Below are 19,254 nucleotides of genomic sequence, written 5' to 3' on the forward strand. Positions count from 1 at the left end.
GATGCGGTCTGAGTCAGCACAGCCCCAGTCACGGCTTCGTCCTATGCCTTCTGCCCAAACCGCCGCCGAGCGCATCGCCGAACTGCGCAGCGAAATCGATGCCCACAACTACCGCTACTACGTGCTCGACGAACCCAGCGTTCCCGATGCGGAGTACGACCGCCTGTTCAACGAACTCAAGGCGCTCGAGGCGGAGCACCCGGAGCTGGTGACACCCGAGTCGCCGACCCAGCGGGTCGGCGGTGCGGCGCTGGCGGCGTTCGGTCAGGTACGTCATGAAGTGCCTATGCTGAGCCTGGGTAATGCCTTCGAGGAGCAGGACCTGCTCGATTTCGACCGCCGCGTGCGCGAAGGCCTGGATCTGCCGGCAGGCGACCTGTTCGGAGATGGCGCGGTTGTCGAGTACAGCTGCGAACCCAAGCTCGACGGTCTGGCGGTCAGTCTGCTCTACGAAAACGGCCATCTGGTGCGCGGTGCTACCCGCGGCGATGGCAGCACTGGCGAGGACATCAGCGCCAATGTGCGCACCGTTCGCAACATCCCACTCAAGCTGCATGGCAGCGGCTGGCCGGCGGTGCTCGAGGTGCGCGGCGAAATCTACATGCCCAAGGCCGGCTTCGAAGCGCTCAATGCGCGGCAGCTGGAAAGCGGCGGCAAGCCCTTCGCCAATCCCCGTAATGCCGCAGCCGGCAGCCTGCGCCAGCTGGATTCGAAGATCACGGCCAGCCGGCCGCTGGAACTGTGCGCTTACGGTGTTGGCCGCAGTGATGGTGAGCTGCCGAATACGCACATCGGGATTCTCGAAGCGCTGAAACGCTGGGGTCTGCCCATCAGTCGCGAACTGAAGCTGGCCAAGGGCGTTGCCGAATGCCGCGCCTATTACGACGCCATCGGTGCAAAGCGCGACGCGCTGCCTTACGAAATCGACGGTGTGGTGTTCAAGGTCAATGCCGTCGAGCAGCAGCGCGAACTGGGCTTCCGTGCACGCGAACCGCGCTGGGCCATCGCCCACAAGTTTCCCGCGCGGGAAGAGATCACCGAGCTGCTCGACGTGGAGTTCCAGGTTGGCCGTACTGGCGCCATCACCCCGGTCGCCCGGCTCAAGCCCGTGCAGGTTGCAGGCGTCACGGTGTCCAACGCAACCCTGCACAACATGGACGAAGTTGCACGTCTGGGCGTGATGATTGGCGATACGGTAATCGTGCGCCGCGCCGGTGACGTCATTCCGCAAATTCTCGGCGTGATCGCCGAGCGTCGCCCCACCGATGCCCGCGCTGTGCATGTGCCAGAGCAGTGCCCGGTGTGCGGTTCTGCCGTGGAGCGCACCCAGCTGATCAAGCGCAGCAAGGGGCGTGAATCGGTCAGCGAAGGTTCGATCTACCGCTGTGTGGGGCGCCTGGCCTGTCAGGCGCAGCTGAAGCAGGCGATCATTCATTTCGTTTCGCGTCGGGCGATGGATATCGATGGGCTGGGCGACAAGATCGTCGAGCAGCTGGTCGACAAGGGGCTGGTCCGTTCTCCGGCGGATCTCTACTGCCTGACCCACGAGCAGGTGATTGAGCTGGAAGGTTTCGCCGAGATATCCACGCGTAACCTGCTCAATGCCATCGGTGCCAGTCGCAAGCCGAGCCTCGCGCGATTCGTCTATGCGCTCGGCATCCCGGACGTCGGCGAGGAAACCGCCAAATTGCTGGCACGCGCGCTGGGTTCCCTGGAGCGAATCGGCCGGGCACTGCCTGACGTGCTCGTTTACCTGCCCGATGTGGGGCTCGAAGTTGCCCATGAAATCCACAGCTTCTTCGAGGACGAACACAACCGCGCGGTCATCGCGCTGCTGCGTGAGCGTGGCGTCGAGCCGCAGGAGGAGGGCGACGTGCATCCGGAATTCGCAGCCTGCGCGACACTGCCCGATCTGCTCGACCGGCTCAACATTCCCCATATCGCCCGCACCGGCGCCCAGCGGCTGGCAGAGCGTTTCGGCACGCTCGAGGCAATCATCGCCGCCGACTGGCTCGACCTGCGTCAGGTAGAGCGCCTTACCGAAAAGGCCGCACGCTCCCTGCGCGACTACTTCGACAAACCCGAGAACGCTGAGCGCGCCCGCGCTATCGAAACCCAGTTGCGGGAGTTCGGCATGCATTGGGAAAGCGAGCGGAAAGCCGCCGAAGGCCTGCCGCTGGCCGGCCAGACGTGGGTGCTGACCGGCACGCTGGAAACCATGAGCCGTGATGAGGGCAAGACGCGGCTGGAGGCGCTGGGGGCAAAGGTCGCAGGGTCGGTATCCGCAAAAACCACCTGCGTGGTGGCAGGCCCCGGCGCCGGCTCGAAGCTCACCAAAGCCAACGAGCTCGGCGTGGCGGTGCTCGACGAAGCGCAGTTCCTCGAGCGCCTCGCACAGCTTGGTTCGGTAGACACATAGCGCATCAGCAACGGTTCACCCCAGCGAGCCAAACCTGCTCCCGAATGTTTCACCGAACCCGTGGGGGCGGCCTTGGCCGCTGAAGCGCTTATCCAACGTGCAACAGCACACAGCGATTTCCCTTCGCCACTACCTTGGGGAACAGCTTCAGCCATCCCCCTAAAGTTTTCCCCGTTGCGCCCGAAAAGCTGGTCAAGCAAGTCCGCAGTATGGATGCGCTGGCGTAGTGGTGGTGCGGTACCGGGGGCGCGAAAAAGTTCGAATCTGCCCTAAAGCCAACCCAAACGGCGCCGATAAGCTAATCGAATGCGAACTCAATGGGTGCCTGGGCACAAGCCGGCCCGGAGTCGCAAGCTCAGGCAACCAAAGTAACTAGCGCCCTTGGAGGCAAATACCATGGCTCTTACCGTCAATACCAACGTTGCGTCCCTGAACACTCAGCGGAACCTCAACACCTCTTCCCGTGCGCTGGATACTTCGCTGCAGCGTCTCTCCACTGGTTCGCGTATCAACTCCGCCAAGGACGATGCCGCCGGTCTGCAGATATCCAACCGCTTGACCAGCCAAATCAATGGTCTGAATGTCGCCGCGCGTAACGCCAACGATGGCATCTCCATGGCGCAGGTCACCGAGGGCGCGCTGCAGCAATCGACCAACATCCTGCAGCGTATGCGTGAGCTGTCATTGCAGTCTGCCAATGGTAGCAACAGTGCTGAAGACCGTGCGTCACTGCAACTAGAAGTCGTTCAGCTTCAGGAAGAACTGACTCGCATCGCTGAGACCACCAGCTTCGGTACCCAGAAGCTGCTAGATGGCAGCCTTGGCTCGGTCGACTTCCAGGTCGGGGCCAACGCGAACGAGGTCATCAGTGTTGATTTCGGCGATGACGCGTTCGACGCTGCTGGTCTGGGTGTAGATGCTGTCGATATTTCCGATGTGGACGGTTCTCAGGATGCTATTGCTGCCATCGATGCTGCATTACAACAGATCGACGACCAGCGTTCGGCGCTCGGTGCGGTGCAGAACCGCTTCGAGAACACCATTTCGAACCTGCAGAACATCGCTGAGAACGTATCGGCGTCGCGCGGCCGTATCCAGGATACGGATTTCGCCGCCGAAACTGCCAATCTGAGCAAGAATCAGGTGCTGCAGCAGGCCGGTACTGCCATCCTGGCCCAAGCCAACCAGCTGCCCCAGGCTGTTCTCAGCCTTCTGCGTTAAGCTGAAAGGCGAGTCGTTTGGACTTCGGGGGGTAGTGCTTAGGCGCTACCCCCGTTTTTCCATGTGAGGGGTGATTCATGGAATTCAACGCGATCAAGAGCGAGGGCCTAAGCGGGATCGTCCGAGCTAGCATTAGCGATAGCTCTCGGCAACCCGAGCGTACCCGAACCTCCGACGGGGCAGTTGAAGTGCTGGCGTTGCCCTCTGTGGCGCAGGATTCATTGCGCAAGCCGTTAGAGGCCGCAATGTCTGGCATCCAGGAATTCGCGCATAGCTTACAGCGCAACTTGAGTTTCGCGCTGGACGAGTCCAGCGGCAAAATGGTGGTTAAGGTGACCGATGGAGAGTCCGGAGAAGTCATTCGGCAAATTCCTTCGGAAGAGGCGTTGCGTCTGGCGGATACGCTAGACGAAATGCGTAGCCTGCTGTTCAAGGCAGAGGCTTGAGCGGCACGATTCTTGATTAAACTCGAATCCGGATGGATTAAGCGTCAAGCACATGGCGAGGTGATCAGGTATGGCAGGTGTAAGCGGTATCGGCTCCGGCCTAGATATAAACGGTATCGTGACGGCCTTGGTCAATGCCGAGAAGGCACCAAAGGAGGCTCAGCTTGCCCGTCTGCAGACCGCATCGACCACCAAGCTCTCCGCACTGGGCCAGTTAAAGTCGGTTCTAGGTGGTTTCCAGGCGGCGCTTAAGAATCTAAATAAATCCAGTTTGTTCGAGAGTCGTGTGGCCGTGTCTTCCAACCCCGCCGCCGTCACTGCAACGGCCGGTAAGACCGCGCCGAATGGTACTTTCAGCCTCACGGTCAGCCAGTTGGCTAGTGGAAGCAAGGTGGCCAGCGCCGCCTTGAACCGCACCTACACAACGGGCGGGGCTGGCACTCTGATGGTCAAGGTCGGTTCGGCTGATCCCGGCATTGAAGTGTCCATCCCGGTTGGGGCTAGCCTGACTCAGGTACGTGATACGCTCAATGTTGCGCTCAAGGACAGTGGTGTCAGCGCCAACCTGGTGGCTAACCCAAGTGACGGCGCCACCCGGCTGGTGCTGTCCTCCAGCAATACCGGTGTCGGCAAGGATATCGAGGTGATTTCGTCGGATGCGGGACTTTCTGATCTCACCATCGGTGCCGGTTCGCCGGGCAGCATGGTGCTGGAGGCCGCGGCCAACGCTAAGTTCAGCATCGACGGATTAGCCCTGGAAAGTGACAGCAATGAGGTTGGCGGTGCTATTAATGGTGTAACGTTCAAACTGCTGGTCGCCGATCCTGAGAAAGCTTTAACCGTATCGGTCGGCCAGGATCGCGAAGGCGTCATTGAGACCATCAAAGCCTTCGTCGAGGCTTACAACAAGCTGATCACTACTAGCAACAGTCTGACCAGGGTGACCTCTACCGGCGAAGGCAGTGCACCAACTACTGGTGGGCTTGTTGGTGATGCCACCATGCGGTCGTTGTTGGGGGCTGTGCGCAACGAGCTGGTTAATCCAGCTGTTCAGGATGGGGTGCGGATATTGGCCGACCTTGGTATCGGTACAGCGAAGAACGGTACGCTTTCGATCGACGAGGGTAAGCTGAACAAAACTTTAACAGACAATTTTGATTCAGTTGCCGCGTTCTTCACTGGTGACAGCGGGCTTATGAATCGTCTTAATCAGCGGATTGACGGGTATATTCAGACTGGTGGCGTTATTGAACAGCGCATGAAAGGGCTTGAGACGATTGTCAGGGGTATTTCTGATCAGAAAGAAACCTTGGCTAGGCGTATAGATCAACTGCAGGCCCGTCTTTTTGCTAAGTTCAATACTATGGACGCTCTGGTGGGGCAGTTGTCTCAAACAAGTGAGCGGTTAGGGCAGGCTCTTTCAAGTCTTCCTGGTCTTGTGAAAAAAGATTGATTCGATTCGTCCTCACCTATCCTGCTCACTTTGGTCTGCTCGGGGTGAGGGTGGGTTATGCCTAGCAGGGGGCTGCCTCAGAATATGCGGGGTTTTCAGGGCTCCTTCAGCCGTGATGCGGCAGGCTCGCTGATACGCTGCTTTGTCATGTAGCAGATACGCTCGGCATCGCGAGATGGCTGTTGTCCATCCCGGCCACAAGTGGAGTGCTGCTGTACTCGGTCGGTACTGCCAATACTGCGCTGGTGTTTGCCGAAACGTTGCTTTTATGGCATAGCATGTGCCCAGCCGGTCGACGTTGGGCAATCACTCGGATGGAATTTGAATGCCGAAAAAGCGAACATGGGTTCTAGCTGCCTGTCGATCAGCGCCGGGAAAGACAAAGCCGCCTTTATGGCGGTTTTTTGTTTGCCTCGCTCGCTCAAGTCCCGTCAACTTCGACCGATAACTAAAGCATGTACTTGATGTGGCGGGGCTAATCCAAATGTACGCAATGTCGGCAATGAAGCAGTATCAGCAGGTAGGTGTTCAGGCCCAAGTAAACGACGCCGACCCGCACCGGTTGATTCAGATGCTGATGCAGGGCGGGCTGGATCGTATCGCTCAGGCCAAGGGCGCGATGGAGCGCAGCGCCTATGCGGAGAAAGGCCTGCTGATCGGAAAGGCGGTCGGGATTATCGGTGGTCTGCGTGACGCTCTGGACAAGGGCGTCGGCGGTGAGCTGGCAGAGAACCTAGATCGCCTATACGAATACATGACGATGCGCCTATTCGAAGCGAGCCGCCAGAACGATATCGAGAAGCTCAACGAAGTAGGCAGGTTGCTCGGCGAGATAAAACTCGCCTGGGATCAGATTGCTCCGAAGGACTGATCTATCATGTTTCCACTTCAGGCGCATAGCGCGTTTAGCGACGCTGATCGATCTGGAGAGTATATGAACTCGAAAACGCGACTCTTTGCCGACCTCACGGAGCGTTTGCGCAACGCGCTAGCCAAGGATGACTGGGAAGCGATCGCCGCTCTGGATGACGACTGCAGCGCTCTGATTGCGACTTTACAGGATGAAGATGCAGCGGACGCCGAGCTGCGTGAAGCGATTGAGGCGATGGCCGAGGTATACGCCAAGCTTCAAGCGGCGGGACGCTCGGAGCGCGAACGGCTAGCACTGGAGCTCACCAAGCTGAGCCAGAGCAAGCAGGTAACGCAGGCCTATACGTCGTTGGGCTGATGCTTGGCGGCGTCGGCTGTGCTGCTTTTCATGATGTCCAGTCGTTGGGCTGCGACGCTCAGCCCTCAACAGTCCTCTTGCGGAAGGTGGATGGCGCAACGTTCATCCACCTCGCCTGCGCGTCAGGCAATGCTCGTTTCGTCTCAGCGATACTCGCAAAGATAAGCCGTATCCACCTTGACCTTCAGCTGAAACTTGCTGTTCGCCGGCACGGTAAACTGGCTGCCGCTTGCGAAGGTTTCCCAGGCACCGGCACCCGGCAGTTTCACGTCCAGGCTGCCTGCTACTACGTGCATGACTTCCAGTTGCGCAGTGCCGAACTCATATTCGCCCGGGGCCATCACGCCGATGGTGGCCGGGCCTTCCGTCATTTCGAACGCGATGGATTTGACAGTGCCGTCGAAGTACTCGTTGACCTTGAACATTTGGTTTCCTTTGTGGGTTGGAAAGAGGGGCGCCAGTATGCCCAAGCGCCTGGGTTGGCGTCACTTGGCAGATGCTAGCTACGAAAGATGAAGTAGACAGCGCCGACCAGGCACAATCCCGCCCAAAGATAATCGAGCTTCAACGGCTGCTGCATATACAGCACGCTGAACGGAACGAACACCATGAGGGTGATCACTTCCTGCATGATCTTCAGCTGGCCTATCGAGAGTTCCGTGTAGCCGATGCGGTTTGCCGGCACCATCAGCATGTACTCGAAGAATGCGATGCCCCAGCTGATCAGGGCGGCGATGGCCCAGGGCTTGCCGTTCAGGCTCTTCAAGTGGCCGTACCAGGCGAAGGTCATGAACAGGTTGGAGCAGCAGAGCAGGGCGGCGGTTTGCAACCAGACTGGCATGATGCGGGTGGGCTCGAAATAGCGACGCGCTAGCGTATTTCCAGATGCAGTCGTCTGCAATGGCGCATCTGGTGTCTTTTTTTAAGCCGGATTATTATCGCGCCCGTTTTTCCACTGAGTGGCAGTTTATGAATTGTCGCCCTGGTTGCGGTGCTTGCTGTATCGCGCCCTCCATTAGCTCCCCGATACCTGGCATGCCTCATGGCAAGCGCGCAGGGGAGCGCTGTGTTCAGTTAAGCGATGACTTTCTCTGTTTGCTGTTTGGCGATCCGCGACGGCCTGCCGTCTGCTCCGCTTTTTCGGCTGACCCTGTTTGCTGTGGTGAAAGCAGAGAGGATGCGATTCAGTTGCTGGGTTGGCTTGAGCAAGCAACTGCGTAGGCAAGTCTGCGTTTGTTAACTGTCGGTCTCGGTCAATCGGGTCGCCGCCATTCCAGAATTGCGTATTCTAGTGCTCGTCGGATTGAGGGGCTGCCGGCTGCGCCGGTATGTTGGCTGAGGATGCTCATTGACGTTCGGCCGGAGGGGTTGATTGGTCTCGATGGCGACGGATCGTCTGTGCCGGCCTCTAGCAAATCGAGTGGCACGGCTGGGCGAGGCAATAAAAAAAGGCTGCCCAGAGGCAGCCTTTTCTGTACGCGGGCTTGTCGCTTAACGCGGCAGGTCGCGCTTGGTGTGGCCGGTGTACAGCTGACGCGGGCGACCGATCTTCTGGCCGGAGGCGATCATTTCCTTCCAGTGGGAGATCCAGCCGACAGTACGCGCTAGGGCGAAGATGACGGTGAACATGCTGGTCGGAATGCCGATGGCCTTGAGGATGATACCCGAGTAGAAGTCCACGTTCGGGTACAGGTTGCGCTCGGCGAAGTACGGATCGTTGAGGGCAATCTCTTCGAGCTTCATGGCCAGATCCAGTTGCGGATCGTTGATGCCCAGCTCGCCCAGAACCTCGTCGCAGGTCTGCTTCATGACCTTGGCGCGTGGATCGAAGTTCTTGTAAACGCGATGGCCGAAGCCCATCAGCTTGAACGGGTCGTTCTTGTCCTTGGCCTTGGCCAGGAACTTCTCGACGTTCGACACGTCGCCGATCTCGTCCAGCATGGTGAGCACGGCTTCGTTCGCACCACCGTGAGCCGGTCCCCACAGGGCGGCGATGCCGGCTGCGATACAGGCGAACGGGTTGGCACCGGTGGAGCCGGCCAGGCGCACGGTGGAGGTGGAAGCGTTTTGCTCGTGGTCGGCGTGCAGGATGAAGATGCGATCCATTGCCTTGGCCAACACCGGGCTGATCGGTTTGATCTCGCACGGGGTGTTGAACATCATGTGCAGGAAGTTTTCCGAGTAGCTCAGGTCGTTGCGCGGGTACATCAGCGGCTGACCGATCGAGTACTTGTAAACCATTGCGGCAATGGTCGGCATCTTGGCGACCAGGCGCACCGCGGAAATTTCGCGATGGTGCGGGTCGTTGATGTCCAGGGAGTCGTGGTAGAAGGCGGAAAGCGCTCCGACCACACCGCACATGATGGCCATCGGGTGGGCGTCACGACGGAAGCCGTTAAGGAAGGACTTCAGCTGCTCGTGGACCATGGTGTGGTTCTTCACGGTGCTGACGAACTGCGCCTTCTGCTCGGCGGTCGGCAGCTCGCCATTCAGCAGCAGATAGCAGGTTTCCAGATAGTCAGACTTCTCTGCCAGCTGTTCGATGGGGTAGCCGCGATGCAGCAGGATGCCCTTGTCGCCATCGATATAGGTGATCTTGGACTCGCAAGAGGCGGTCGACATGAAGCCGGGATCGAAGGTGAAGTGACCCGTGGAGGTCAGGCTTCGTACATCTATTACGTCAGGCCCTACGGTACCGGTTAAAACGGGCAGTTCGACGGGGGCAGCGCCCTCGATGATCAACTGCGCTTTCTTGTCAGCCATGTATGGCCTCCTGTTTTGTGCTTGGAATCATCATGGCCCCCCACGCAGGGCCCGCATCACTATAGTGTGATAAATCGCAAAGTCAATTTGCGCGAACCCATGCCGTAGAGGGCTCTGCAGGGGGATGCGTACAGCTTGGGTGCACTGTTTACGGCATTTATATAGAGGCTGCTATCAGCCTTTAGTGGCACTTCACCACATTGTCATTAGTGACCTAACTGTTTATACTCGGAAACCGACCGGCAGGGGCCTTACAGGCGGTATTTCTGTAGGTTGTCACTCGTGGGTAGCGGGTACTGCTGCGTGCTCTTCCCAACAACTTTGCCCTGCGTTCTAGGGCTCTCAAGTGTGAAAAAAAGCCGTGAAAAGCCAACGACCTGTAAACCTAGATCTTAGGACAATAAAACTTCCCATCACTGCTTACACGTCGATTCTTCACCGTGTATCCGGTGTCATCCTGTTCGTCGGTATCGCCTTGTTGCTGCTCGCGCTCGATACCTCGCTGTCTTCCCCAGAAGGCTTCGAGGAGGTTCGTGCGTACCTGGGTAGCCCCTTGGCCAAGCTGGTGAGCTGGGCGCTGCTGTCCGCGCTGCTGTATCACCTGGTAGCCGGTGTGCGTCACCTGCTAATGGACACTGGTCATGGCGAGACGCTGGAAGGCGGCAAGCTGGGCGCGAAAATCGTAATCGCCGTTTCGGTGGTGCTGATCGTTCTGGCGGGGGTGTGGATATGGTAACCAATGTCACCAACTTTTCGCGTTCGGGCCTGTATGACTGGATGGCCCAGCGCGTTTCTGCAGTGGTTCTTGCGGCTTATTTTCTGTTTCTGCTTGGGTATCTGATCGCGAACCCGGGTCTGGAGTATGCCCAGTGGCACGAGTTGTTCTCGGCTAACTGGATGCGCATTTTCAGTCTGCTGGCGCTGGTCGCTCTGAGTGTGCACGCGTGGGTAGGTATGTGGACGATTTCCACTGACTACCTGACCAACATGGCGATCGGTAAGTGGGCTACCGGCGTTCGTTTCCTGTTCCAGGCGGTGTGTGGCATTGCCATGTTCACCTTCTTCGTCTGGGGTGTGCAGATTCTTTGGGGTATCTGATTCATGGCTAATATTCGTACGCTTTCCTTCGATGCCATCATTGTTGGTGGTGGTGGTGCCGGCATGCGCGCGGCACTGCAGTTGGCTCAGTCCGGCCACAAGACCGCTGTAGTCACCAAGGTGTTCCCGACTCGTTCGCATACTGTATCCGCTCAGGGCGGCATTACCTGCGCCATCGCTTCGGCTGATCCGAACGATGACTGGCGCTGGCACATGTACGATACCGTCAAGGGTTCCGACTACATCGGCGACCAGGATGCTATCGAATACATGTGTTCCGTTGGCCCAGAGGCTGTGTTCGAGCTCGAGCACATGGGCCTGCCGTTCTCTCGCACCGAGCAGGGTCGTATCTACCAGCGTCCGTTCGGTGGCCAGTCCAAGGACTTCGGCAAGGGTGGTCAGGCGGCTCGTACCTGTGCCGCGGCAGACCGTACCGGTCATGCTCTGCTGCATACCCTTTACCAAGGCAACCTGAAGAACAACACTGTGTTCCTCAACGAATGGTACGCGGTTGATCTGGTGAAGAATCAGGACGGCGCGGTTGTGGGTGTAATCGCGATCTGCATCGAAACCGGCGAAACCGTCTACATCCGCTCCAAAGCTACCGTTCTCGCTACCGGCGGTGCTGGTCGTATCTACGCATCGACTACCAACGCGCTGATCAACACCGGTGACGGTGTGGGCATGGCGCTGCGTGCTGGTGTGCCGGTTCAGGACATCGAGATGTGGCAATTCCACCCGACTGGTATTGCCGGCGCTGGCGTGCTGGTGACCGAGGGTTGCCGTGGTGAAGGTGGCTACCTGATCAACAAGCACGGCGAGCGCTTCATGGAGCGTTATGCTCCTAACGCGAAGGACCTGGCTGGCCGTGACGTCGTTGCGCGTTCGATGGTCAAGGAAATTCTGGCCGGCAATGGCTGTGGTCCGGATGGCGATCACGTAATGCTGAAGCTCGATCACCTTGGCGAAGAAGTGCTGCACAGCCGCCTGCCGGGTATCTGTGAGCTGTCGAAGACCTTCGCTCACGTCGATCCGGTCGTCGCCCCGGTTCCGGTCGTGCCGACCTGCCACTACATGATGGGCGGTATCGCTACCAACATTCATGGCCAGGCGATCACCCAGGACGCCAACGGCAACGATACGATCATCGACGGCCTGTTCGCTGTAGGCGAAGTGGCTTGCGTGTCCGTGCATGGTGCCAACCGTCTGGGCGGTAACTCGCTGCTGGACCTGGTGGTGTTCGGTCGTGCGGCTGGTCTGCACCTGGAAAAGGCGCTCAAGGAAGGTATCGAGCATCGTGGTGCCAGCGAAACCGACCTGGACGTCGCGCTGAGCCGCCTCGCCGGTCTCAACGAGCGTACCACTGGCGAAGATGTCGCTCCGCTGCGTAAAGAACTGCAGAACTGCATGCAGAACTACTTCGGTGTATTCCGTACCGGTGAATACATGCAGAAGGGCATCGCTCAGCTGGTCGATCTGCGTCAGCGTATCGCCAACGTCAAGATCTCCGACAAGAGCCAGGCGTTCAACACCGCGCGCATCGAGGCGCTCGAGCTGCAGAACCTGCTGGAAGTTGCCGAAGCTACTGCAATTGCCGCGGAGAACCGCAAGGAATCCCGTGGTGCGCATGCTCGCGAAGATTTCGAAGAGCGTGATGACGAGAACTGGCTGTGCCACACCCTGTACTTCCCGGGTGACAAGCGCGTTGCCAAGCGTGCCGTGAACTTCGCTCCGAAGACCGTTCCGGCATTCGAGCCCAAGGTTCGGACTTATTGAGGTCGCCGATATGTTGCAAGTGAGTGTTTATCGCTACAACCCCGATCAGGACGAAAAGCCGTTCATGCAGGATTTTCAGGTCAATACCGATGGTAAAGATCTGATGGTTCTTGACGTCTTGGCTCTGATCAAGGAACAGGATCAGGGTTTCTCCTATCGTCGCTCCTGCCGTGAAGGCGTGTGCGGTTCCGACGGGATGAACATCAACGGCAAGAACGGTCTGGCTTGCATCACGCCGTTGTCCGCCGTGGTCAAGAACAACAAGCTGGTCGTGCGTCCGTTGCCGGGTCTGCCGGTCATTCGTGACTTGGCCGTCGATATGAGCATCTTCTACAAGCAGTACGAGAAAGTGCGCCCGTATCTGATGAACGATACGCCGCCGCCTGCAATCGAACGACTGCAAAGCCCGGAAGATCGCGAGAAGCTGGATGGTCTTTACGAGTGCATTCTGTGCGCTTGCTGCTCGACCAGTTGCCCGTCCTTCTGGTGGAACCCGGACAAGTTCCTCGGTCCGGCCGCTTCGCTGCAGGCCTATCGCTTCCTGGCCGACAGCCGCGACACCGAAACCGAGAATCGTCTGGCTGGTTTGGATGATCCGTTCAGTGTGTTCCGTTGCCGCGGTATCATGAATTGCGTTGACGTTTGTCCGAAAGGATTGAACCCGACCAAGGCGATTGGTCACATACGCAACATGCTGCTGCAGAGCGGCACCTGATGACACCCCGGTCGAGAAAGGTTATGCGCTAGCCTGGAACGGCCGGATCGCTTTACCCGTTACGCCTGCGGCGCCGAAGTTGAAGCTCGGCGCCGTAGTTTTAGTAGGAATCCCAGCTCACAAAGCCGGGATTTCACTCTGAAAATTTGATGACCAGCAGGAGCATCCGGGTTGTGCCCGGGAACTATCTGCGCGGTCCGTAGTGGCTTTACCTGAGTCGCTGCTTCAGAACTTGGGAAGTCATGCTGCGGTTTCCACGCTGGTGGTGTCTCCTTATCGAAGGTGACCAGACATGCAAGAAAGCGTAATGCAGCGCATGTGGGACAGTGCCCACCTATCCGGTGGTAACGCTGCCTATGTGGAAGAGCTTTATGAGCTCTACCTGCACGATCCCAACGCTGTGCCCGAAGAGTGGCGCACTTATTTCCAGAAGTTGCCCTCCGGTGGCAGCGCTTCAGCCGATGTATCGCATTCGACGATTCGCGACCACTTCGTCCTGCTGGCCAAGAACCAGCGTCGTGCCCAGCCTGTTTCAGCAGGCACCGTCAGCACCGAGCACGAGAAGAAGCAGATCGAAGTCCTGCGCCTGATTCAGGCCTACCGAGTGCGCGGCCATCAGGCAGCACAGCTCGATCCGCTTGGCCTGCAGCAGCGCACCGCCCCCGCGGATCTCGCGATCAACAACTATGGCCTGACCGACGCTGATCTAGATACGGTGTTCCGAACCGGTGATCTTGCGATGGTCAACGGTCAGGCGACTCTGCGCGATATCGTTCAGGCGTTGCAAGAAACCTATTGCCGCACCATCGGCGCCGAGTACATGCATATCGTCGATTCCGAGCAGCGCAGCTGGTTTGTCCAGCGCTTGGAGAGTGTGCGTGGGCGTCCCGAGTTCTCGCCTGAGATCAAGAGCCATCTGCTCGAGCGCCTGACCGCGGCCGAAGGTCTGGAAAAGTACCTGGGCACCAAGTATCCGGGTACCAAGCGCTTCGGTCTGGAAGGTGGTGAAAGCCTGATTCCGCTGCTAGACGAGATCATCCAGCGTTCCGGTTCCTACGGCACCAAGGAAATCGTCATCGGCATGGCCCACCGTGGTCGTCTGAACGTGCTGGTCAACACCTTCGGCAAGAATCCGCGCGACCTTTTCGACGAGTTCGAAGGCAAGAAGGTCGAAGGCCTGAGTTCGGGTGACGTCAAGTATCACCAGGGCTTCTCCTCCAACGTGATGACTCCGGGTGGCGAAATTCACCTGGCCATGGCGTTCAACCCGTCCCACCTCGAAATCGTTTCTCCGGTGGTCGAGGGTTCGGTGCGGGCTCGTCAGGATCGTCGTTGTGATCCGGTCGGCGACAAGGTACTTCCGGTAACCATCCACGGTGATGCTGCTGTCGCCGGTCAGGGCGTGGTGATGGAAACCTTCCAGATGTCGCAGACTCGTGCGTACCGCACGGGTGGCACCATCCGTATCGTGGTCAACAACCAGGTCGGCTTCACCACCAACAAGCAGGAAGATGCTCGTTCTACCGAGTATGCGACCGATGTGGCGAAGATGATCCAGGCGCCGATCTTCCATGTGAACGCAGACGATCCCGAGGCGGTGCTGTTCGTCACCCAGCTCGCTGTCGACTATCGGATGCAGTTCAAGCGCGACATCGTCATCGACCTGATCTGCTACCGCCGTCGTGGTCACAACGAAGCGGATGAGCCGAGCGGCACCCAGCCGCTGATGTATCAGAAGATCGCCAAGCAGCGCACCACTCGTGAGCTGTATGCCGATTCGCTGATCCAGTCCAAAGTGCTGGACGACGAGCGTGTTCAGGCCAAGATCGATGAGTACCGCACGGCACTCGACAATGGGCTGCACGTAGTCAAGAGCCTGGTCAAAGAGCCGAACAAGGAGCTCTTCGTCGACTGGCGTCCGTATCTGGGCCATGCCTGGACCGCGCGTCATGACACCAGCTTCGATCTGAAAACCTTGCAGGATCTGTCCAACAAGCTGCTGCAGACGCCGGAAGGCTTCGTGGTGCAGCGTCAGGTCTCGAAGATCCTCGAAGATCGCCAGAAGATGGGCGCAGGCGCGCTGGCCATCAACTGGGGCTACGCGGAAGTCATGGCGTACGCCACGCTGCTGTTCGAAGGTCATCCGGTACGTATCTCAGGTCAGGACGTCGGCCGCGGCACCTTCTCGCATCGCCATGCTGCGCTGCATAACCAGAAGGATGGCAGTACCTACGTTCCGCTGCAGCACCTCTATGAAGGTCAGCCGCGTTTCGATCTGTACGACTCATTCCTCTCCGAGGAAGCGGTTCTGGCCTTCGAATACGGTTACGCCACCACCATGCCTAACGCGCTTGTCGTGTGGGAAGCGCAGTTCGGCGACTTCGCCAACGGCGCGCAGGTAGTGATCGACCAGTTCATCACCAGTGGTGAGCACAAGTGGGGTCGCCTGTGCGGCCTGACCATGCTCTTGCCGCATGGCTATGAAGGGCAGGGGCCTGAGCACTCGTCCGCGCGTCTGGAGCGCTATCTGCAGCTGTGCGCCGAGCACAACATTCAGGTGTGCGTGCCGACGACTCCGGCGCAGGTCTACCACATGCTGCGTCGCCAGGCGATTCGCCCGCTGCGCAAGCCGCTGGTTGCGCTGACGCCCAAGTCGCTGCTGCGCCACAAGCTGGCCACGTCGACGCTGGAAGAGCTGACTCAGGGCTCGTTCCAGACGGTGATTCCGGAGGTCGATCCGATCGATCCGGCCAAGGTCGAGCGCGTCATCATGTGCAGCGGCAAGGTTTACTATGACCTGCTGGACAAGCGTCGTGCCGAAGGCCGTGACGATATCGCCATCGTGCGTATCGAGCAGCTGTATCCGTTCCCCGAGGAAGACCTCGCCGAGGCGCTCGCGCCGTATCAGAACGTCAAGCACATCATCTGGTGTCAGGAAGAACCGATGAATCAGGGCGCCTGGTACTGCAGTCAGCACCACATGCGCCGCGTTGCGACTGCACACAAGAAGGAACTGTTCCTTCAGTATGCAGGTCGTGATGCATCGGCGGCACCGGCGGTCGGTTACGCCTCGATGCATGCCGAGCAGCAGGAAAAACTGCTGCAGGACGCGTTCACCGTTTAATCCATTCGTGCGAGAGGCCGCGAACGTTCGCGGCCTCGATGTAGAAACCGAATCAATAGGACCCCTGAATAATGGCTATCGAGATCAAAGCCCCTACATTCCCGGAATCGGTCGCCGACGGCACCGTTGCCACCTGGCACAAGCAGCCGGGCGACGCGGTTAAGCGTGATGAACTGATCGTCGACATCGAAACCGACAAGGTGGTCATGGAAGTGCTGGCCGAAACTGACGGCGTGCTGACCGAGATCGTCAAGAACGAGGGCGACACCGTGCTGAGCGGTGAGCTGCTCGGCAAGCTGGAAGCAGGCGCCGCTGCCGCTGCTGCTCCCGCTCAAGCTTCTGCCCCGGCTCCGGCAGCTGCTGCTCCGGTAGCTGCTGCCAGCGCTGGCGGCGAAGAGCCGATCCTGGCCCCGGCGGCCCGCAAGCTCGCCGAAGAGAACGGCATTGATCCGAACAGTGTTCGCGGTACCGGCAAGGACGGTCGTGTGACCAAGGAAGACGTCGTCGCCGCCGTCGAAGCCAAGAAGTCCGCTCCGGCTGCTGCTGCCAAGCCGGCCGCTCCGGCCGCTGCCGCTCCGATCTTCGCCGAGGGCGATCGCGTCGAGAAGCGCGTACCGATGACCCGCCTGCGTGCCAAGGTTGCCGAGCGCCTGGTCGAGGCCCAGTCCTCCATGGCCATGCTGACCACGTTCAACGAAGTCAACATGAAGCCGATCATGGAACTGCGTTCCAAGTACAAGGACCTGTTCGAGAAGACCCACAACGGCGTGCGTCTGGGCTTCATGTCCTTCTTCGTCAAGGCCGCTGTCGAAGCACTCAAGCGTCAGCCGGGTGTCAACGCCTCGATCGATGGCAACGATATCGTTTACCACGGTTATCAGGACATCGGCGTGGCTGTTTCCAGCGACCGTGGCCTGGTGGTTCCGGTGCTGCGCAACGCCGAGCACATGAGCCTGGCCGAGATCGAAGGTGGCATCAACGAGTTCGGCAAGAAGGCCAAGGCCGGCAAGCTGACCATCGAGGAAATGACTGGCGGTACCTTCACCATTTCCAACGGTGGTGTGTTCGGCTCGCTGCTCTCCACGCCGATCGTCAACCCGCCGCAGACCGCCATTCTTGGTATGCACAAGATCCAGGAACGTCCGATGGCTGTTAACGGCCAAGTGGTCATCCTGCCGATGATGTACCTGGCACTGTCCTATGACCATCGCTTGATCGACGGCAAGGAAGCAGTAACCTTCCTGGTTACCATGAAGGACCTGCTGGAAGACCCGGCCCGTCTGCTGCTGGATATCTGATAGAAACGCCCCAGGCTGCAGTTGGCAGGTCAGGCGAAAGCCGACCGTGCTGCCTGCAGCCTTTGGCTTTTAGCTGCTTTTGAAGAGGATTCGTAATGAGCCAGAAATTCGACGTCGTCGTCATCGGTGCCGGCCCTGGCGGCTATGTTGCCGCTATTCGCGCAGCCCAGCTGGGTCTGAAGACCGCGTGTATCGAAAAGTACCAGGGCAAGGATGGTAAGACCGCGCTTGGCGGCACGTGCCTCAACGTAGGTTGCATTCCTTCCAAGGCGCTGCTGGACAGCTCCTACAAGTTCCACGAAGCCCATGAGAGCTTCAAGGTCCATGGCATCAGCACTGGCGAAGTGGCTATGGACGTTCCGACCATGGTTGCGCGCAAGGACCAGATCGTTAAGAACCTCACCGGTGGTGTTTCGGCACTGCTGAAAGCCAACGGCGTGACCGTTTTCGAAGGTCACGGCAAGCTGCTGGCTGGCAAGCAGGTCGAAGTTACCGGCCTGGACGGCAACGTGCAGACTCTGGCTGCCGAGAACGTCATCCTGGCTTCGGGCTCCACCCCGGTGAACATCCCGCCGGCGCCGGTTGATCAGAAGGTCATCGTCGACTCCACCGGCGCGCTGGATTTCCAGAGCGTTCCGGGCAAGCTGGGCGTCATCGGTGCTGGCGTGATCGGTCTGGAGCTGGGTTCCGTATGGGCTCGTCTGGGCGCCGAAGTCACCGTTATCGAGGCGATGGACAAGTTCCTGCCGGCCGCTGACGAGCAGATCTCCAAGGAAGCGTTCAAGATCCTGTCCAAGCAGGGCCTGAAGATCCTGCTGGGTGCGCGCCTGACTGGTTCGGAAGTGAAGGGCGATCAGGTGACCGTCAGCTTCACCAGCGCCGAAGGCGAGCAGCAGATGACCTTCGACAAGCTGATCGTTGCGGTCGGCCGTCGTCCGGTCACCTCCGAGCTGCTGGCTGCCGACACCGGCGTCGACATGGACGAGCGTGGCTTCATCTTTGTCGATGATTATTGCGCGACCAGCGTGCCGGGTGTCTATGCCATCGGTGACGTGGTTCGTGGCGCCATGCTGGCCCACAAGGCCTCGGAAGAGGGCGTGATGGTTGCCGAGCGCATTGCCGGTCACAAGACCCAGATGAACTATGACCTGATTCCATCGGTCATCTACACTCACCCGGAAATCGCATGGGTCGGCAAGTCGGAGCAGGCGCTCAAGGCCGAAGGCGTTGAGATCAACGTCGGTACCTTCCCGTTTGCTGCCAGTGGTCGCGCCATGGCTGCCAACGACACCGCCGGCCTGGTCAAGGTCATCGCCGATGCCAAGACCGACCGCGTGTTGGGCGTGCATGTAATGGGCCCAAGCGCTGCCGAGCTGGTTCAGCAGGGCGCCATCGGCATGGAGTTCGGCACCAGTGCCGAAGACCTGGGCATGATGGTGTTCTCGCATCCGACCATGTCCGAAGCGCTGCATGAAGCGGCCCTGGCAGTGAATGGCCACGCCATCCACATCGCCAATCGCAAGAAGCGCTAATCGGTTTCGTGCTGTACCCGGGGCCCGACGTATCCAGCGATACGCCGGGCCTTTTGCAAACTGCAGTTTCAAAAAGGATTGCAGGTCGCTGAGAGGTATCGTGAATTCGCAGATAGTTTTCAGCGACTTGTGAGGGAGGCACGACGGATCGTCGTGCCGTAAATGCGCCAATACCAAAACA

At 59.1% G+C, this 19,254-nt stretch carries 17 protein-coding genes; 14 read left to right on the forward strand and 3 right to left on the reverse strand.

What is annotated here, in order from left to right; all coding sequences use genetic code 11:
• Positions 1 to 43 precede the first annotated feature (43 nt).
• The 6 genes from ligA to EA798_RS12400 all read left to right on the forward strand — a co-directional run bounded on the left by ligA (position 44) and on the right by EA798_RS12400 (position 6,767).
• The gene (gene ligA, locus EA798_RS12375; protein WP_122099147.1) at positions 44 to 2,419 is read left to right on the forward strand and encodes an NAD-dependent DNA ligase LigA; all 2,376 of its coding nucleotides are present in this window, start codon (positions 44 to 46) and stop codon (positions 2,417 to 2,419) included.
• A gap of 396 nt (positions 2,420 to 2,815) precedes the next feature.
• On the forward strand, positions 2,816 to 3,640 hold the full coding sequence (locus EA798_RS12380) for a flagellin domain-containing protein (RefSeq protein ID WP_122099148.1): 825 nt from the start codon (positions 2,816 to 2,818) through the stop codon (positions 3,638 to 3,640).
• 77 nt (positions 3,641 to 3,717) lie between these two features.
• A complete protein-coding gene (locus tag EA798_RS12385; protein ID WP_122099149.1) occupies positions 3,718 to 4,086 on the forward strand; it encodes a flagellar protein FlaG in 369 nt (122 codons plus the stop codon).
• Between the two features lie 70 nt (positions 4,087 to 4,156).
• On the forward strand, positions 4,157 to 5,539 hold the full coding sequence (fliD, locus tag EA798_RS12390; RefSeq protein WP_122099150.1) for a flagellar filament capping protein FliD: 1,383 nt from the start codon (positions 4,157 to 4,159) through the stop codon (positions 5,537 to 5,539).
• A gap of 484 nt (positions 5,540 to 6,023) precedes the next feature.
• Positions 6,024 to 6,410, forward strand: a complete 387-nt coding sequence (gene fliS, locus EA798_RS12395; protein ID WP_122099151.1) for a flagellar export chaperone FliS — start codon at positions 6,024 to 6,026, stop codon at positions 6,408 to 6,410.
• A gap of 63 nt (positions 6,411 to 6,473) precedes the next feature.
• The gene (locus EA798_RS12400) at positions 6,474 to 6,767 is read left to right on the forward strand and encodes a flagellar protein FliT (protein WP_122099152.1); all 294 of its coding nucleotides are present in this window, start codon (positions 6,474 to 6,476) and stop codon (positions 6,765 to 6,767) included.
• A 143-nt stretch (positions 6,768 to 6,910) separates the two neighbouring features.
• On the opposite strand, the gene ppnP is transcribed toward EA798_RS12400, so the two are convergent.
• Positions 6,911 to 7,192 carry a pyrimidine/purine nucleoside phosphorylase gene (gene ppnP / locus EA798_RS12405; RefSeq protein WP_019407617.1) on the reverse strand — a complete coding sequence of 94 codons (282 nt, stop codon included), beginning with the start codon at positions 7,190 to 7,192 and terminating at the stop codon, positions 6,911 to 6,913.
• A gap of 74 nt (positions 7,193 to 7,266) precedes the next feature.
• Positions 7,267 to 7,608: a DMT family protein gene (locus EA798_RS12410; protein WP_106155112.1), complete on the reverse strand. Its 342-nt coding sequence runs from the start codon at positions 7,606 to 7,608 to the stop codon at positions 7,267 to 7,269.
• Between the two features lie 128 nt (positions 7,609 to 7,736).
• On the opposite strand from EA798_RS12410, the gene EA798_RS20765 reads away from it, so the two are divergent.
• Positions 7,737 to 7,988, forward strand: a complete 252-nt coding sequence (locus EA798_RS20765; protein WP_122099341.1) for a YkgJ family cysteine cluster protein — start codon at positions 7,737 to 7,739, stop codon at positions 7,986 to 7,988.
• A gap of 270 nt (positions 7,989 to 8,258) precedes the next feature.
• On the opposite strand, the gene gltA is transcribed toward EA798_RS20765, so the two are convergent.
• Positions 8,259 to 9,530 carry a citrate synthase gene (gene gltA / locus EA798_RS12420; RefSeq protein WP_003294794.1) on the reverse strand — a complete coding sequence of 424 codons (1,272 nt, stop codon included), beginning with the start codon at positions 9,528 to 9,530 and terminating at the stop codon, positions 8,259 to 8,261.
• Between the two features lie 361 nt (positions 9,531 to 9,891).
• Here gltA and sdhC point away from each other — a divergent pair, with 361 nt between their 5' ends.
• From sdhC to lpdA, 7 genes are all read left to right on the forward strand, one after another.
• Positions 9,892 to 10,266: a succinate dehydrogenase, cytochrome b556 subunit gene (gene sdhC / locus EA798_RS12425; protein ID WP_015277280.1), complete on the forward strand. Its 375-nt coding sequence runs from the start codon at positions 9,892 to 9,894 to the stop codon at positions 10,264 to 10,266.
• The gene (sdhD, locus tag EA798_RS12430) at positions 10,260 to 10,628 is read left to right on the forward strand and encodes a succinate dehydrogenase, hydrophobic membrane anchor protein (protein WP_015277279.1); all 369 of its coding nucleotides are present in this window, start codon (positions 10,260 to 10,262) and stop codon (positions 10,626 to 10,628) included. Before sdhC ends, sdhD begins: the two co-directional genes overlap by 7 nt.
• A gap of 3 nt (positions 10,629 to 10,631) precedes the next feature.
• Positions 10,632 to 12,404, forward strand: a complete 1,773-nt coding sequence (gene sdhA, locus EA798_RS12435) for a succinate dehydrogenase flavoprotein subunit (protein ID WP_106155111.1) — start codon at positions 10,632 to 10,634, stop codon at positions 12,402 to 12,404.
• A gap of 10 nt (positions 12,405 to 12,414) precedes the next feature.
• Positions 12,415 to 13,119 (forward strand): succinate dehydrogenase iron-sulfur subunit, encoded by a 705-nt coding sequence (locus EA798_RS12440; RefSeq protein ID WP_003302396.1) that lies wholly within the window; start codon positions 12,415 to 12,417, stop codon positions 13,117 to 13,119.
• A 292-nt stretch (positions 13,120 to 13,411) separates the two neighbouring features.
• The gene (locus EA798_RS12445) at positions 13,412 to 16,243 is read left to right on the forward strand and encodes a 2-oxoglutarate dehydrogenase E1 component (protein WP_106155110.1); all 2,832 of its coding nucleotides are present in this window, start codon (positions 13,412 to 13,414) and stop codon (positions 16,241 to 16,243) included.
• A 71-nt stretch (positions 16,244 to 16,314) separates the two neighbouring features.
• Positions 16,315 to 17,541, forward strand: coding sequence for a 2-oxoglutarate dehydrogenase complex dihydrolipoyllysine-residue succinyltransferase (odhB, locus tag EA798_RS12450; RefSeq protein WP_122099153.1), 1,227 nt, complete (start codon positions 16,315 to 16,317; stop codon positions 17,539 to 17,541).
• Between the two features lie 95 nt (positions 17,542 to 17,636).
• Entirely contained in the window at positions 17,637 to 19,073 is a 1,437-nt protein-coding gene (gene lpdA / locus EA798_RS12455) for a dihydrolipoyl dehydrogenase (RefSeq protein WP_122099154.1), read from the forward strand.
• Positions 19,074 to 19,254: the final 181 nt, after the last annotated feature.

Origin of the sequence: Pseudomonas songnenensis (assembly GCF_003696315.1) — a bacterium.
Lineage (GTDB): Bacteria > Pseudomonadota > Gammaproteobacteria > Pseudomonadales > Pseudomonadaceae > Stutzerimonas > Stutzerimonas songnenensis.